At 40.8% G+C, this 15000-nt stretch carries 18 protein-coding genes; 6 read left to right on the top strand and 12 right to left on the bottom strand.

The features are described from left to right. Window positions 1-5: 5 nt before the first annotated feature. Both B5Y40_RS15235 and B5Y40_RS15230 read right to left on the bottom strand, forming a co-directional pair. Window positions 6-398: a VOC family protein gene (locus B5Y40_RS15235; protein WP_079687652.1), complete on the bottom strand. Its 393-nt coding sequence runs from the start codon at window positions 396-398 to the stop codon at window positions 6-8. Then, window positions 395-1339, bottom strand: a complete 945-nt coding sequence (locus B5Y40_RS15230) for an NAD(P)H-dependent flavin oxidoreductase (RefSeq protein ID WP_079687651.1) — start codon at window positions 1337-1339, stop codon at window positions 395-397. Before B5Y40_RS15230 ends, B5Y40_RS15235 begins: the two co-directional genes overlap by 4 nt. A 356-nt stretch (window positions 1340-1695) precedes the next feature. Between B5Y40_RS15230 and B5Y40_RS15225 the strand changes: the two genes are divergently transcribed. Both B5Y40_RS15225 and B5Y40_RS15220 read left to right on the top strand, forming a co-directional pair. Next, window positions 1696-2166, top strand: coding sequence for a TlpA disulfide reductase family protein (locus tag B5Y40_RS15225; RefSeq protein ID WP_079687650.1), 471 nt, complete (start codon window positions 1696-1698; stop codon window positions 2164-2166). Between the two features lie 38 nt (window positions 2167-2204). After that, window positions 2205-2816, top strand: coding sequence for a thioredoxin family protein (locus B5Y40_RS15220; RefSeq protein WP_079687649.1), 612 nt, complete (start codon window positions 2205-2207; stop codon window positions 2814-2816). A 20-nt stretch (window positions 2817-2836) separates the two neighbouring features. On the opposite strand, the gene B5Y40_RS15215 is transcribed toward B5Y40_RS15220, so the two are convergent. The 6 genes from B5Y40_RS15215 to B5Y40_RS15185 form a co-directional block, all read right to left on the bottom strand. Further along, window positions 2837-4063, bottom strand: coding sequence for a BaiN/RdsA family NAD(P)/FAD-dependent oxidoreductase (locus B5Y40_RS15215; protein ID WP_079687648.1), 1227 nt, complete (start codon window positions 4061-4063; stop codon window positions 2837-2839). Window positions 4064-4148: 85 nt separating this feature from the next. Further along, window positions 4149-4532 (bottom strand): nuclear transport factor 2 family protein, encoded by a 384-nt coding sequence (locus B5Y40_RS15210; protein ID WP_159453711.1) that lies wholly within the window; start codon window positions 4530-4532, stop codon window positions 4149-4151. Between the two features lie 351 nt (window positions 4533-4883). After that, window positions 4884-5297 (bottom strand): response regulator, encoded by a 414-nt coding sequence (locus B5Y40_RS15205; protein WP_159453710.1) that lies wholly within the window; start codon window positions 5295-5297, stop codon window positions 4884-4886. A 227-nt stretch (window positions 5298-5524) separates the two neighbouring features. After that, entirely contained in the window at window positions 5525-6175 is a 651-nt protein-coding gene (locus B5Y40_RS15200) for a response regulator transcription factor (protein WP_079687645.1), read from the bottom strand. Next, window positions 6162-6959 carry a sensor histidine kinase gene (locus B5Y40_RS15195; RefSeq protein WP_079687644.1) on the bottom strand — a complete coding sequence of 266 codons (798 nt, stop codon included), beginning with the start codon at window positions 6957-6959 and terminating at the stop codon, window positions 6162-6164. Before B5Y40_RS15195 ends, B5Y40_RS15200 begins: the two co-directional genes overlap by 14 nt. Window positions 6960-7604: 645 nt before the next feature. Next, a complete protein-coding gene (locus tag B5Y40_RS15185) occupies window positions 7605-7988 on the bottom strand; it encodes a hypothetical protein (protein ID WP_079687642.1) in 384 nt (127 codons plus the stop codon). Between the two features lie 160 nt (window positions 7989-8148). Here B5Y40_RS15185 and B5Y40_RS15180 point away from each other — a divergent pair, with 160 nt between their 5' ends. Next, window positions 8149-9288 carry a trans-sulfuration enzyme family protein gene (locus tag B5Y40_RS15180; protein WP_079687641.1) on the top strand — a complete coding sequence of 380 codons (1140 nt, stop codon included), beginning with the start codon at window positions 8149-8151 and terminating at the stop codon, window positions 9286-9288. A gap of 26 nt (window positions 9289-9314) precedes the next feature. After that, window positions 9315-9764, top strand: coding sequence for a GNAT family N-acetyltransferase (locus tag B5Y40_RS15175; RefSeq protein WP_079687640.1), 450 nt, complete (start codon window positions 9315-9317; stop codon window positions 9762-9764). Between the two features lie 30 nt (window positions 9765-9794). Here the strand turns inward: B5Y40_RS15175 and B5Y40_RS15170 are convergent, their stop codons facing one another. Next, the gene (locus B5Y40_RS15170; RefSeq protein WP_079687639.1) at window positions 9795-10931 is read right to left on the bottom strand and encodes a hypothetical protein; all 1137 of its coding nucleotides are present in this window, start codon (window positions 10929-10931) and stop codon (window positions 9795-9797) included. Window positions 10932-11106: 175 nt separating this feature from the next. On the opposite strand from B5Y40_RS15170, the gene B5Y40_RS15165 reads away from it, so the two are divergent. Continuing rightward, complete coding sequence (locus tag B5Y40_RS15165) at window positions 11107-11673, top strand: DNA-3-methyladenine glycosylase I (protein WP_079687638.1); 567 nt, start codon at window positions 11107-11109, stop codon at window positions 11671-11673. Window positions 11674-11717: 44 nt separating this feature from the next. Here B5Y40_RS15165 and B5Y40_RS15160 read toward each other — a convergent pair whose 3' ends face one another. Then, window positions 11718-12368, bottom strand: coding sequence for a DedA family protein (locus B5Y40_RS15160; RefSeq protein WP_079688451.1), 651 nt, complete (start codon window positions 12366-12368; stop codon window positions 11718-11720). A gap of 100 nt (window positions 12369-12468) precedes the next feature. Continuing rightward, entirely contained in the window at window positions 12469-14061 is a 1593-nt protein-coding gene (locus tag B5Y40_RS15155; RefSeq protein ID WP_079687637.1) for a M20/M25/M40 family metallo-hydrolase, read from the bottom strand. A 126-nt stretch (window positions 14062-14187) separates the two neighbouring features. On the opposite strand from B5Y40_RS15155, the gene B5Y40_RS15150 reads away from it, so the two are divergent. After that, window positions 14188-14409, top strand: coding sequence for a Kazal-type serine protease inhibitor family protein (locus B5Y40_RS15150; protein ID WP_079687636.1), 222 nt, complete (start codon window positions 14188-14190; stop codon window positions 14407-14409). Here B5Y40_RS15150 and B5Y40_RS15145 read toward each other — a convergent pair whose 3' ends face one another. Continuing rightward, the gene (locus B5Y40_RS15145; protein ID WP_079687635.1) at window positions 14410-14910 is read right to left on the bottom strand and encodes a hypothetical protein; all 501 of its coding nucleotides are present in this window, start codon (window positions 14908-14910) and stop codon (window positions 14410-14412) included. Window positions 14911-15000 lie beyond the last annotated feature (90 nt).

Here is a 15000-nt window from a genome sequence, read left to right as displayed (position 1 = left end):
CGAGATTAATCCCAAATTCCTTTATCAGGGACAACTTCTAAAACATTGCCCTGTGGATCTTCAAAATAAAAGGATTCCTTTCCACTTTTCCAGATTACCTCGGCGGTGATCGATATACCTTTTGCTTTAATTTCTTCTTTGGTAGATATATACTCTTCATCTGGAACTTCGAAAGCGAAATGAAGTTTTCCGTTTCCATAATGTGCTGGTGGACTCGTTTTATTTTTAGAGTCTTCAGGATTGAAGCAAAGCAAAACGGAGCTACCCGCTCTGAAAAAAATGTGTTTGCCTGCGACATAACTTATAACAGGAAGCTCCAGGATTTCACCATAAAATTTTTTGGCCTCCTCCAGGTCATGAAAATAAAGGCAAGTTTCTTTGATGTTACTAACCTTCATATACAAAGCGACTGTTTAACAACTTTATACTCTTTCCACATTTCATTCAGGATTTCTTCCGCTGGCTGAATTTTTTTTATACCAGCCGCCACTTGTCCAATTTCAAGTTCACCCTCTTCCAGATTGCCTTCAAACATACCTCGTTTCGCTCTTCGTGTACCCAATAGATTTTCAAGTTCATCTTTACTGGCACCACGCAACTCTGCTTCCTGCACTTGTTGATAAAATTTATTTTTCAATAAGCGCACAGGCGTGAGCTGTTTCAACGTGAGTGCTGTTTCTCCTTCACCTGTATTTGCTATTTTGTTTTTAAAATTTTCATGCGCGGAAGATTCTATACTTGCAGCAAAGCGACTCCCTACCTGTGCACCATCGGCACCCAAGGCTTCACATGCTACCATTGCTCGTCCGCTTGCTATACCACCTGCGGCTAGTAAAGGGAGAGATATAGCATCACGAACTATAGGAATAAGAACAAGGGTAGTAGTTTCTTCGCGTCCATTGTGACCACCCGCTTCAAAGCCTTCTGCAACAATAGCATCTGCACCCGCTTGTTCGGCCTTTCGTGCAAACTTCACACTCGACACTACATGAACAACGGTCACACCTTTATCTTTTAAAAAGCCAGTCCATGTAGCAGGATTACCCGCGGAGGTAAAAACTATTTTTACATTTTCTTCAAGAATAATTTTCATCAACAAATCAATCTCTGGATAGAGCAGTGGAATGTTCACACCGAAGGGTTTATCGGTGGCAGCTTTACATTTTGAAATATGCTCACGTAAAACTTCCGGGTACATCGATCCTGCACCAATTAAACCTAATCCGCCTGCATTACTAACAGCAGAAGCCAGGCGCCATCCGCTGCACCAAACCATGCCCGCCTGTACTATTGGAATTTCGATATTGAAAAGTTTTTGAATGCGTTTATACTTGATCATAGCGGTAGAAAAATAAATTATTTCGGTTCACTTTCCCTATACCATTTATTATTTAAAACATTACCTTCAAATGCTCCGAATCTTCTGATTGCAGAAGGGCATATAAGTTGTCCACAAAGAATTGATTTAAAAAATTCACTGTAACAAATTGACTGAATGTAACTTAAGCGATAATAATTAGTTAATGTGGATAAGTACTTTGTTTTGTGGATTACTTTTGAGCAATTATCTTACATAATCTAACTACCTGAATTTTAAGGTTTTCTTCGTCAGTTTTTTCCTTCCACTTGCCGAGTTTATTCACAATTCATAAGTAAAAACAGAACACATAAATAGAGGAGACGTTATCTATAAATATGAAAAAAACGGGAGCAATAATTTTTATATTTTTTTCTTTTCAACATGTAGCAGCCCAAACTGCGGTTGTCAAATTTGATCGGCTTGAGGAGTTAATGAATTCAAAGTCTGATAAAATTCAAGTGATCAACTTTTGGGCAACGTGGTGTGCACCGTGTGTGAAGGAGCTTCCTCTTTTTGAAAAATTAAACGCTGAGAAAAAATCGAATATACAAGTGACGTTGGTCAACCTTGATTTTGCCGATAAGGTTAAAAAGGTAGATGCATTCCTGGCAAAGAAGAATATAGAAAGCAAAGTTTTATTGCTGGACGAAATAGATTACAATGCGTGGATTGATAAAGTAGACGAAAGCTGGGGTGGAGCAATTCCGGCAACGCTGGTGATCAATCCAAAAAATGGCAAGCGAAAATTTATTGAGCGCGAATTGCAAGAAGGAGAACTTCAAAAGTTTCTGGCAGAAGTTGAATAAATACTTTTATCTTAAAACGATTAACTCTGAACTGACTTATGAAACAAACAAAATTAACTGTGCTACTAGCGTTGTCGCTGGTGTTATTGTTCGCTGGTCGAACTCCTAAATACGAAGTAGGAGATACGGTTGCTGAATTTAAATTGAAAAATGTAGACGGAAAGCAAGTTGCCCTATCAGACTATACATCGTCGAAAGGGGTGATCGTTATATTCGATTGCAACACATGCCCGTATTCAAAAGCTTACAACGACCGAATTCAAGCGTTGAGTAAAAGTTATGGTCCCAAAGGTTTTCCGTTGATAGCAATCAATGCAAACAGCCCGGAGATTTCACCTGGCGATTCTTTTGAAGAGATGGTGGCTGTAGCGAAAAGAAAAAATTATGACTTCCCTTACCTGGTAGATGAAACGCAGCAGGTGGCGAAAGCTTTTGGTGCATCCAACACGCCACATGTTTTTGTTTTGCAACGTGATGGAAAAGATTTTAAAGTAGCATATATAGGTGCTATCGATAATAACACACGCGATGAAGCATCAGCGGATAAGAAATATGTAGAACAAGCTGTTGATGCATTGCTGGCGGGTAAGCCTGTGCCAACTACCAAGACAAAAGCAATTGGATGCGGTATCAAATGGAAAAATGTATAATGCTTTGTATAATGGAGAGACTAGCGATCTGATATTTTTTTTGCGGCGGTATAAGATGTTGTCCAAGCTGCCTGAAAATTATAGCCACCGGTCTCACCATCTATATTTAAAACCTCTCCTGCAAAGAAGAGGTTTTTTATTTTTTTACTCTCCATAGTTTGTAAGTCAATTTCTGCGAGATCAACTCCACCACAAGTAACGAACTCTTCCTTAAAAGTTGTTTTTCCTTTTATTTGAAACGGAGACCTTATCAGTCCCTCCAGGAGTTTGTTAATATTTTTTTGAGGAAGCTCTGCCCATATTTTTTGCTCCTCAATTTCTGCCAGCGTGCAGAGCAATTGCCAAAGGCGTTGAGGTAAATCGAATAGCGAATTGGTATATACTTTTTGTTTGCCGTGCTCCGCTTTATAGTCTCTCAACGTTCCGCGCAGGTCGTCTTCCTTTACAGGACCAACCCAACTGACGAGTGCAGTAAATTGATAATTGATTTGATGAAGATACTCTGCCGCCCATGCCGATAACTTTATAACAGCAGGCCCGCTTAATCCCCAATGCGTTATTAACACGGGCCCGGTTTGTGAAAACTTAGTAGTAGCGATTCGTACTTCTGCATTCGGTACAGCTATACCCATCAATTCTTTAAAATGCTTTTGGGAGTCATTAAAAGTAAACAGAGAAGGTATAGGAGGAACAATATTATGTCCAAGATCTTTTAGCCATTGATAAAATTGTGGATTAGGGTTTCCACCGGTGGCTACTAATACTTTTTTGCTTTTATATACTTTGTCGTCCTGACAGTATACTTCTAACCAATCACCGTTTTGTCGGATGCCTGATACGCCTGACTCAAGCTCGATCTTTATTTTATGACGTAGGGCCTCGTTCAAAAAACAATCGATTATAGTTTGTGAGCTATCGGTTATCGGAAACATCCTTCCGTCTTCTTCAGCTTTAAGTGAAACGTGTTTTGACTCGAACCAGTCAACAACATCTTTAGCCTGGTAATTTTTAAATAAGGCTTTCAATGATTTTTCTCCGCGGGGATAGTGGCGCGAAAGCGGAATAGCATCAAAGCAATGTTGTGTTACGTTACACCTGCCGCCACCGGATACTCTGACTTTGGAGAGAAGCTTGTTTGATTTTTCTAGGATAAGGACTTTCAGGCCGGGTTTTAGTTCAGCCGATTGGATTGCCCCGTAAAATCCTGCAGCCCCTCCTCCGATTACGATCAGGTCAAAATCATTCATCCTCAAATCTACAGCATCGTATATACTACATCCAAAGTTTAATTGTCTATCCTTTGGATGCAGAATATAGAATCAACTCGTTAGACTATGGATGCCGATAATATGTTTTGCTCACAATGCGCCAGCCTTCGGTAAATTTATAAAGCACCAGGTAATCCGTAAAGGTCTTCTTACCTTCCCTATATAGATCAAGTTTAACAGTGGCAGCAGTACCGGTAATATCAACCGTAATGAATTTTCCTTCAGCCTTTGGTGCCGGTGCCGCGTTTTCACTTTTTCTTTTTTCAATCGCAGCAATCCATTCTTCTATGGGATAAGGCTTCACATCATTATCAACAAAACGCAGCATTGTAAATGTTGGATGAAATCCTTTTCGTATAGCTTCTGTACTTCCACCATTTTGAAGTCCATCTATATAGGCTGATGTGACAACCTGTTTGATGAAACCTTCATCTGAAGTTTGTGCCATCACGGAGAATTGAAAAAGTATTAGAATACAAGAGAGAAAATTACGCATCATCATAATTTAAATAATTAGGGGTTTACCTTTCATTAAACAGTAAGAGGGTAAATGTGGTTGTCTTCTTCACATGAAGGATATACGAAGAGTATATAAACGACTGGTAACTACAGATGAAGCGTAATGCCCTCTTCTCTCACTCCGGGCGCCAAAGCCCGGTGCGAGAGAGATAAAAACATTCGCAGATTAAAGTGACAACTATTCCGCGTGCGGGGGAATTTTTTGAATGTTAAACAGAGGGGGTCTTTATCGTAAGCACGCTATAAATCGTGGGTAGATAATTAATACGACAAGTCGCATTTAATTATTGAATCGTGTGTTTGAAAGAAGGTCGTCCCAATCTTTGTCGGCTTCTGGCTTCACATTTTCTTGTACAATCTCAGCTAACCGATTGTCAACGTCTTTCGATACCAGCATAGCGGCAACACCAAGAGCGTTTCCTAGATGGAGTGTTTTTTCATCCACTTCATCAGCTAAAAAAATAACGGGCGTGTGGCGGTTTACAGAATGTGTACGTATAGAGCGTACAAGTTCGAAGCCTGTGACCACAGGCAGGTCAGTGCCGCAGATTATCAGATCGAAATGTTCGATTCGCGAGGTTAGGAGCCCATCCAAACCAGATTCGGTGTGAAGCACAACGGGATTACACCCGCTGAGCACTGACTTAATTTGTACAACGGTGTCTTTCTGCCTGTGAACCACAAGTATCTTCATTACTTGAAATATCGCCGTGTTAAACATTAATTTCTTGAACCTTTCGAGAAAGTTCGGCATTTAGGCGCACTTCAATTTGAAGGAACGGATGAGTGCGTTTTTATGTGTTTAAACAAAACGGACTGAAAACCCTGAAAGTGAAGGCTATAATGGATGATAACAACTGCGCTGGGGGTAAAAAACTACTATAAAAATAGTACAATTATACTATGCCCGGTTTTTACAATTTAGCTTACAATGCCTGCGTCATAGGCGTACTTTACCAAGCCTACGGTGTTGTTCACCCCGATTTTCTCCATGATGTTCACTCTGTGATTACGAACCGTATTTTCACTTAACGACAGCTTGTGTCCGATTTCACGGATGGTAAGCTCTCTGCAAATCAGGATAAGGATCTCCTTTTCGCGGTCGGTGATTTCGGCGTGTTTGAAATGTGGGCGTTGCCCCGTCTTTCGTTCTGTTATATTTTTTCTAAGTACAGAGGCAACAAGGTCGTTGTGATAGAAATCTTTTTCGGCAACAGAATAAATTGCTTTCTCTAGTTCGGTCGGCTCGGTGTTTTTGAGGAGGAAGGCATGTACACCCATTTCCATCATGTGTAAAATATACTTGTGGCTATCATGCATGGTAAGAATGATGATCTTAACCTCAGGATGCTTCTTGATGATCTGCTCACATGTTTCAGCTCCGTCCATTACCGGCATCTGAAGATCAACGATGGCAACATCCGGAACATCGTATTTTATAAGCGCCAAAAGATCTTTTCCATTTTCAGCATCCTTTACTTCCTCCACGCGATCGAAGGAACGTAATAAGTTTACCATGGCTTTGCGAAAAAGCGTGTGGTCGTCTGCTATATATACTTTAAACTTTCTCATAAGGGACCACAAGAGTAATTTTACTTCCGATCACGCGCTCTTTATCAAAAATTACAGTCGCGCCCAAAACACGGGCACGGTTTTCAATATTAAAAAGACCAAGTCCTTTTCCGTTTTGAACAGATCCTTTAATAACATCCGGATCATACCCTACACCATCATCTTCTACACATACTGAAAGTGAATCACTTCCTGTAAGTGTTACCTGTATAATGGAGGCCTTCGCGTGTTTCATCGCGTTGTTAAGAAGTTCTTGTACAATACGAAACAACATGAGTTCGCGACTTTTTTCGAAGCTACGAACTTCTCCCACTTCAATGCAATGTATAGGCAACAGAGATGTTTCCTGAAACCGTTCGCACACTTCTTTTACAGCATGAGTGAAACCAAATTTTTCCAATGTAGAAGGCATCAACTCACGACTGATAGCACGAACAGACGAAATCGTATCGTCCAGCATTTTTTTCGATTGATTCAGGCTTTCAGGATCAGGCAACTGGCGGGCTATCGTAATTATACCGACACGGATTGTTGATAGCATTGCTCCTATACTATCGTGAAGTTCACCGGCAAGCCTTCTTCGTTCTTGTTCTTGAGATTCAAGAGCAGACTCCATCATTTTTTGTTGGTAGATCAATTCAAGTTGCTGACGCTTCAGTTCTTCCTGAATCATCTTCTTTTGATAGAACACCATAAATAGTACTATAGCAATGGCCAATAGGAGCATGCCTACTGTGCCGAGGGTAATGAGGAGGGCGATTTGATATTCCGAAGGTCCTGCCATAATCCAATCATCACAACTAAATGCTGGATGATATACATAATAATCAGAAAAGTACCGTAAAACAAGAAATCATTATGCAAAACTTCAACTAAATAGGCAGTAAATACAGAAAGAAAAAGTGTTCCGGCATTAAAAATTAGAATTGAAGTACAAAACCAGAACATGGGTAAGCGATGTAGCTGCAATGCGGGTAAATCTATAAGCAGGCGATAAAAATAAAATATACTAAAGAAGATGAAGATTATAGCACTTGCGATCTGATTATAAGAGTTGATATCTTTCTTCTGGCCGAAAAGAAGATTCGCTATAGCGAAGCAACAAAAGATAAAGCATACCCAGAGGATAATAGTTTTGTGTTTTCCTTTGAGAACGAAGTTAAAAAGCACACAGAGAATAATAAATATTAAGATGCTTGCTATGTGGCCAGGGAGATTTACATCTTTTCCTTTTAGTGGAAAAAAGTACCAGGCAAAATCGCCAAGTAGATTTAAAAGGCAGGTCAGCCCTATCAACTTTACCTCTACCTGTCTTTTATTAAAATAAATAAAAGCCAAGACGACATTCAATGCCGATAGGACTGACTGAATTTTAGAAAACAAAATATATGACTCAAGGGTCATCTATATAGTATATTATGTCTTGATGTTATTTTGGACAATAAGGAGGGCAGGTAACACCTCCCACGTATGAGACAGAGGTAGAGGGAGCAGCCGTAGAAAGCGCAGTGGTGGCAGCAGAAGCCTTGGATTCATCTTCCCATATTAACGTGCCATCTTCTTTTGTTGGCACTAAAGCTAACTGAATTGTGTCTTTGTTATCAGCGTCCGGGTTTGGCTGATACGTCAGAAAGATTGTGATGCCTGAGCTACCATCTTCACTAAGCATTTTTAACAGTGCATCACGACCAAAGAAAATAGACTTTGTATCGACATTTTTGTCTTTACGGAATTTCTCGTCAAATTTTTTGATTCCCTCATCCACCGTTTTTTTAGATGATTTTTTTCCAGCATTGGGTTTAAAATTTGCCATAGGTATAAAGGTTTTGGTTAAACATTTCCGAAAAGTATTGAAAAAAAAATTACAATTTTTTGGACGTACCTATTTCCGGGTGATTCCAATTAACTGTGATTGCAGAAATGTTTTTCAAATCAGAACTTGTAATCTCACGAAACGAACTTAACTAGAGATCATGAAAAAAGCCAGTCATTCAAAGCTTACCCAAAGTGTACATGCCGGCTCCCCCGGAGACCCGGTACACAAAGGAATGGTCACTCCAATTTATCCTTCTTCCGCCTATGACTATGAAGGTGTTCCATCCTTTCCATATCCTCGCTATTTTAATACACCCAATCAAAAAGCAGTAGCTGAAAAAATAGCAGCCCTGGAAAATGCTGAAGATGGTGTCATCTTTAGTTCGGGAATGGCAGCGATCATGACCTCCTTGTTGGCTATCGTAAAAAAAGACGATCATGTAATTTTTCAAAGCGACCTATATGGAGGCACGCAACATGCTATTGTCACGGAATTACCGCGCTTCGGAATACATTACACGTTCGTGGATGCAAGTGATCCCTCGAATTTTGAAAAAGCTATCCGTCCGGAAACGCGATTGATTTTTATAGAGACGCCCTCCAACCCAACGCTTAAAATTACGGATATCCGGTCCGTTGCGTCAATTGCAGAACGTCACAACATTGTGACCATCATCGACAATACGTTTGCATCTCCCGTAAATCAGAATCCTATTGATCTTGGTATAGACATTGTGACCCACAGCGGAACCAAGTATATAGGTGGGCATAGCGACATTTGCTGTGGTGCAGCCGTTGCATCAAAAGCTTTCGTTGAAAAAATTCTGCAGAAGGCTATCAATACCGGAGGTTCGCTTGATGCGCATACATGCTGGCTTGTAGAAAGAAGTTTGAAGACGATCGTGCTTCGTGTTCGGCAGCAAAATCAAAATGCATTGACTATTGCACAGTATCTCCAAGCAGACTCGCGTATAGGGAAAGTATATTATCCAGGTCTTCCCGATCATCCCGGGCATGCTATAGCAAAGGCGCAAATGCCGGGAGGTTTTGGTGGTATGTTGTCCTTTGAAGTAAAGACAGATGCCTCTCAATTTATGAGAAAGCTTAAACTCATACAACGCGCAGTAAGTTTGGGTGGTATAGAGTCAACCATTACAAGTCCGGCAGAAACTTCACATGCAAAAATCAGCGCGGCCGACCGTGCCGCCATTGGTGTAACCGATAAGCTGTTGCGTTTCTCTGTTGGCATCGAGGGTGCAGAAGACTTACTGGAAGATATCAACCAGGCATTATCATAATCGCTATATTATCATCTACTATATATATGATCACCATTAGAAAATCCATTGCTTCAGATATACCTATACTGATTGATTTTCAACAAAAGCTTGCACTTGAAACAGAGCATGTTTCCTTAGACCCACAAATACTAAAGAAAGGCCTGCAAGCATTATTTGATGACCCATCAAAAGGTTTTTATAATGTGGTTGAAGAAAGCGGCATTATTATAGGCTGCCACATGGTTACGTATGAATGGAGCGACTGGAGGAATGGAATGGTGTTGTGGCTGCAGTCAGTTTACGTAATGGAAGCCTATCGTAAAAAAGGAATCTTCAAGATGATGTACGATAACATTCTCCGGATAATAAGTGAAGATGACTCTCTTATTGGACTCAGACTATATGTTGATAAGACAAATGAACGCGCCATGAAGGTATATCAGGCTCTCGGTATGAATGGAGATCACTATACGGTATATGAATGGATGAAATAGGTGTATGCTATACTCACCGAAGTAATGGGATTAGTTAAGTATAAATTTTCTGGATTTGAATTCCTTCCACGTACTATAGGCTTTTCGCGGCTCACCATTCTCATCTATCAATCCGGTATCTCGCCAGGCAATTGATATATCATTTGGTGAGCCGATCTGAGCCCAGAGTTGATCGTAGTCACGTACAACAAAATTGATAACGAACTTTGTTTCCCGCTTCATACAGGCTGTGAGTAAATCACGAATGTACTTCTCCTGTTTATCCTGATCCGATTCAATCTTTATCAATCCTGATCCTATATCTATTGAAAAAGTTTGCGCAGCATAGCCTGTCTCTGCGATCGCCAATGGTTTATCACTGAGATTAAAGAGAGCATCAAATGTATTGGCAGGATACGGATTGCCGAGATAGGTTGTTAAGTAGGAATAAAATGAAAGACTATATAGATCAGAATATTCCAGCAGTTGCAATACAGCAAGTCGCTGCTGCACATGATCGTTGTTGTTAATGAAACCTTCCAACAGATATGCGCCTGAAACAGAACAGAAAATTGGTAGTGATGGATAGCTCGCTTTAAGCGCGCTATAGATATATTGATGTAGTTCCATGTATTCGCTCCATCGTGCAGGATTATTGACATAGAGTAAATTTGCTTCTATAGCCATGTTGAAATAATCGGGATTGAAGAAATCAATAATGCGTTTGCAATAATTGAGATATGCCGTCTTTACTTCTATACTGTTAAAGCTATAGGTATCCCAAGGCGAAGGCAAGGTCATGTTATCTTGTTCACCGCGATATGAAGCCAAACCTGTTCTTGTGAAATTTATAGGAGTAACAGAAAGGTAAATTTTGTGTGATGCTTTTGTCTGGCTCTTTCGAAAATTCCAATCTCCCATAATTGATTCAGTAAAATCATCTCCTGAAAAAGCTTCTGTCCAAGGCACACCGTTATCAAAATGATGATTGATAATGTCTGCATCTTCGCTCAATCGCGCATACGTAAAATTGGCCGCATCCACAGACGACTCGTATGGAAATGGAGTGAATCCCATATGGAAATTACGGCTTTGTTGCTGATCATCTTTTTCACACGCCACAAGAGTAGCAATAGCAAACAATAACAGCGCAATGTGTCGTATTAAGCTCTTTCTTTTTTTTCTCATCCGCATAACTTTTCAGGAGTCACTTTACAAATTAGGAAAACTTCATCACATGATTCGAATTATTTTCAGGTACCGGTTTGAGGAAAAAAATATACTTTTAGGAAATTCGAATAACCTGTTGACATACTGTTGACACACCATCCTGCATATTTGTACGATCGATAAATAAATAAACATGAAAGAGAAAGTTCGTTGCCCCTGGTGCCTTAAGTTTGATCAGTATATACGGTATCACGATGAAGAGTGGGGCGTTCCGGTTCATGACGATCGGATTCATTTCGAGTTCCTGATCCTTGAAGGAGCACAGGCTGGCTTGAGCTGGTCTACTATTCTGAAAAAGAGAGAAGGCTACCGAAAGTCGTTTGCTGACTTCGATCCTGTAAAGGTTTCAAAATTTACGGAGGCGCGAATGGAAAAAATTCTTCTTGATCCTGGCATCATCCGTAATAAACTTAAGGTATATGCCGCAGTTAATAATGCAAAGCGCTTTTTAGAAGTGCAAAAGGAATTCGGAACCTTTAATGACTATATCTGGGGTTTTGTTGGCGGGAAGCCTATTGTGAACAAATGGAAATCACTCGGAGAAGTACCAGCCACTACAAAAGAGTCTGATGCCCTGAGTAAAGATCTGATCAAGCGCGGATTTAAATTTGTTGGCAGTACCGTTATCTATGCACACATGCAAGCGTGCGGCCTCGTAAACGATCACCTCGTAGATTGTTGGAAGTATAAAAAAGTATAGTCACTATTATATAGCAGCTATACTTCGTTCGTCAGCGTAAGCCTCTAAACCTGCTGCGATTTTGTTCTGCTTTTAACTACTTCAATAATTGGAGGAAGAATGGAAACGAAAATAATTCCCAGAATCACGTACGTGAAATTGTTTTTAATAACCGGAATTCCACCAAAAAAATAACCCAGGAAAAGAAAGCTTCCTACCCATGTAATGCCTCCAATTACATTGAAGCTTGCAAACTTGCGATAGCTCATTGTTCCTATGCCAGCCACGAATGGAGCAAAGGTGCGAATGATCGGAATGAAACGCGCATAGATAATCGTTTTGCCGCCATGCTTGTTGTAGAACGCCTGCGTTTTATTAAGGTATTCAATCTTTAAAAATCTATACTTACCACTAAAGGCTTTCGGACCAATGTATTTACCTACATGATAGTTCACCAGGTCGCCAAGTATAGCTGCAATAATCAGCAGTAAAAACATGAAGAATATATTGAGGCCTGTATCAGGTTTGGCGATAATGGCGCCTGCAGCGAACAGCAAAGAATCGCCTGGAAGAAATGGAGTTACCACTAAACCAGTTTCAGCAAAAATAATGATGAAGAGAATCAAGTACGTCCACGTTCTATAATCACGAACAATTTCAACCAAGTGATGATCGATGTGAAGAATAAAATCAATGAGGGATTTAATGAATTCCATAGGGTCTTTTTTAACGATGATTAATTTCAACTATAGTTCCGCAAAAATAACAAAGCCTTCCGTGTATCACAGAAGGCTTTGTTTTATAATCGTGTGAAATTTATTTCCTTGGTATTAACTCATCGCGATTAGCAGCCATCCAGGCAAATACTGCAATCATGGTAGCATTGTGCTTTAAGTCAGGCTCAACAGCTTTATCGTATAAATCCATACTGGTGTGATGCGTGCGCGTGCTGTATTCAATTGGGTCTTGTATAAATTGAAAGCCCGGTAATCCGATAGCATCAAATGAAAGGTGATCGGTACCACCTGTGTTTTGAAGCGTTAACGTGGAGGCACCCATTTTGTTAAAAGGCTTCATCCAGTTGCGGAAGATAGGACGCACTTTGTCATTTCCCTGAAGATATACTCCGCGGAATTTTCCTGTGCCGTTATCCATGTTCAGGTATACCGAGAATTTTTCAGCACCGGGTTTCAATTGTATAGAATCGTATGGGAATGCTTTATCAAGACGTTCGCCATACGTTCGCTTAACATACGACTTCGATCCAAGCAGCCCTTGTTCTTCACCACCCCACAGACCTATACGAATTGTTCTCTTCGGTGTTACACCCAGTGATTTCAAAATACGCATAGCCTCCATCATTACTGCAGAGCCGGCAGCGTTATCGGTAGTACCCGTACCACTATGCCACGAGTCAAGGTGAGCACCAATCATTACTACTTCGTCTTTCAAATCTGTTCCTTGAATTTCGCCGATCACATTATAGCCTGGTGCGGAAGGTGTGAATTCTGTTTCAAGCGTAAGCTCAAGTTTTACAGTCTGACCTTTTTGAATCTGACGTACCATCCGGTTGTAGTGCTCGGCAGCAACAACTACCTGAGGTAAAATTTTAGGAGCATTCGCTTTATAGGACGACACGCGTTTACTGAAAGGTGTTTCAGCTGGATATGGAACTGTAGCAGCCGATACGGTTACTGTACCATCTTCCAGACGTGCTGAAGGACTTGCTTCCAACACAGCGATCGCGCCTTCCTTCTGACAAAGATCCCATTTCAGGTAGGCCAACCGTTGTGGTTCTGTAGGTGCCTGAAATCTTCTGCCGCCAAATGACTCACTGATGTCGGCATTAGACATTTGCAGCAACGTGGAATCATTCAAACGTGTAGCATCAGGTTTAAAGCCGGGCTTCACCGGTGTTGGTAAACTGAACAGGACAATCTTGCCCTTTAGCTTTCCTTTATATTGGTTGAGGTCTTCTTCTTTTTTGATATCAAGATATACCGCTTCAGCTGCAACAGCTCCCTTCACACCGGGTGTCCATGCCTTCGGATATGCAATCACCGGGAAATATACCGGACCAAGATTTTGCAGGCTGAATTTCTTCAACTGCCATCCACGACCGAAATCTTCTTCCCATGTATCAAAGTGTACATTTTGCACACCCCACGATTCTAGCGAAGACTTTGCATAGTCTGCAGCCTTCTTGTATCCGGGTGAATTTGTAAGACGAGGACCATGTATATCTGTAAGCATACTCAGAATGTCCATTACCTTCGAACGGTTCATTCCCTCATCTTTTATTTTTGATACGATGGCCGTGTCAATTTTTTCTGTTTGCTGTGCGAACACTATACCCGGGAAGAGCAGTGCCAGCAGAACGGTAAAAGGGTGTAAAAATCTTTTTATCATAGTGCGGTTTTCGGTTAATGATTCTGTTCAAAAATAAAGAACAGCGCATAAGAACGAGTTACCGCTTATTTAATTTATAGAATCAGGCACGGTCTTTTTGCTTTAGGAAGAGGAGGAGCTAAAGACATGAAACGGATATGTATCTTTCTTGCGCTGGCAGTATTACTGGCATGCGAAGACGATGATGACAATAAGCAAACCTGTATAGATCCTTCTAAAATTGAGGATGTGTTGGTATGCCCGGATGTTGTTGATCAGGTATGCGGGTGCGATAACAAAACGTACGAAAACGAATGTGTAGCGAAAGGTTCCGGAGTTACTACATGGACTACAGGCGCGTGCCCTTGATTATTTTTTCGAGGCAGAAAGAACCGCTTGCTTTTTCGGGATATAGATGTGCCATACACCGTCCAGCTTCTCAACGCCGTCAGCCATCGGGCTTACTATAGGTTTGGAATATAGCAGCGTTTCGTAATCAGATTGCTTTTCGTCAGTATATAGTTTCTGGATGTTATCTTGTAAGGAGCCCGTAACCATTCCGGTTATATAGGCCTCGATGAGTTGTTGTTCGATCAGGTCGGCATTGCCTTTGCCTGGCACAGTCCAATGTATTTTAACAGAATACTTTTCGGAGATGGAATCAACTTTAGTTGCATCGAATTTTACTTTCTCCAATGCTGCGAATACAGATTGTCCTTGTTCAAGAGCCGCGTTTACAATATCAGAGTCACTCAGTTTTACAATCTTCTGATCATCCATTCCTTCGCGTAATCTTTTCCGCTGCTCGTCCGATAGTTTGCCACCACAAGCCGTTAACACCAGGAATCCAAAAACTATAATTCTGTTCATGCGGGTAAATTTCAGGCGACAAACATCAAATTCCAAATCCTGCTATAAGAGCCTTATTGTCTTTGTTTTCTCCATCTGATGTATCGTATC

Source organism: Ohtaekwangia koreensis, assembly GCF_900167975.1.
Taxonomy (GTDB): domain Bacteria; phylum Bacteroidota; class Bacteroidia; order Cytophagales; family Cyclobacteriaceae; genus Ohtaekwangia; species Ohtaekwangia koreensis.
The sequence above is the reverse complement of the archived record's forward strand: the minus strand, read 5'-3'. Positions and strand labels throughout refer to the sequence as shown.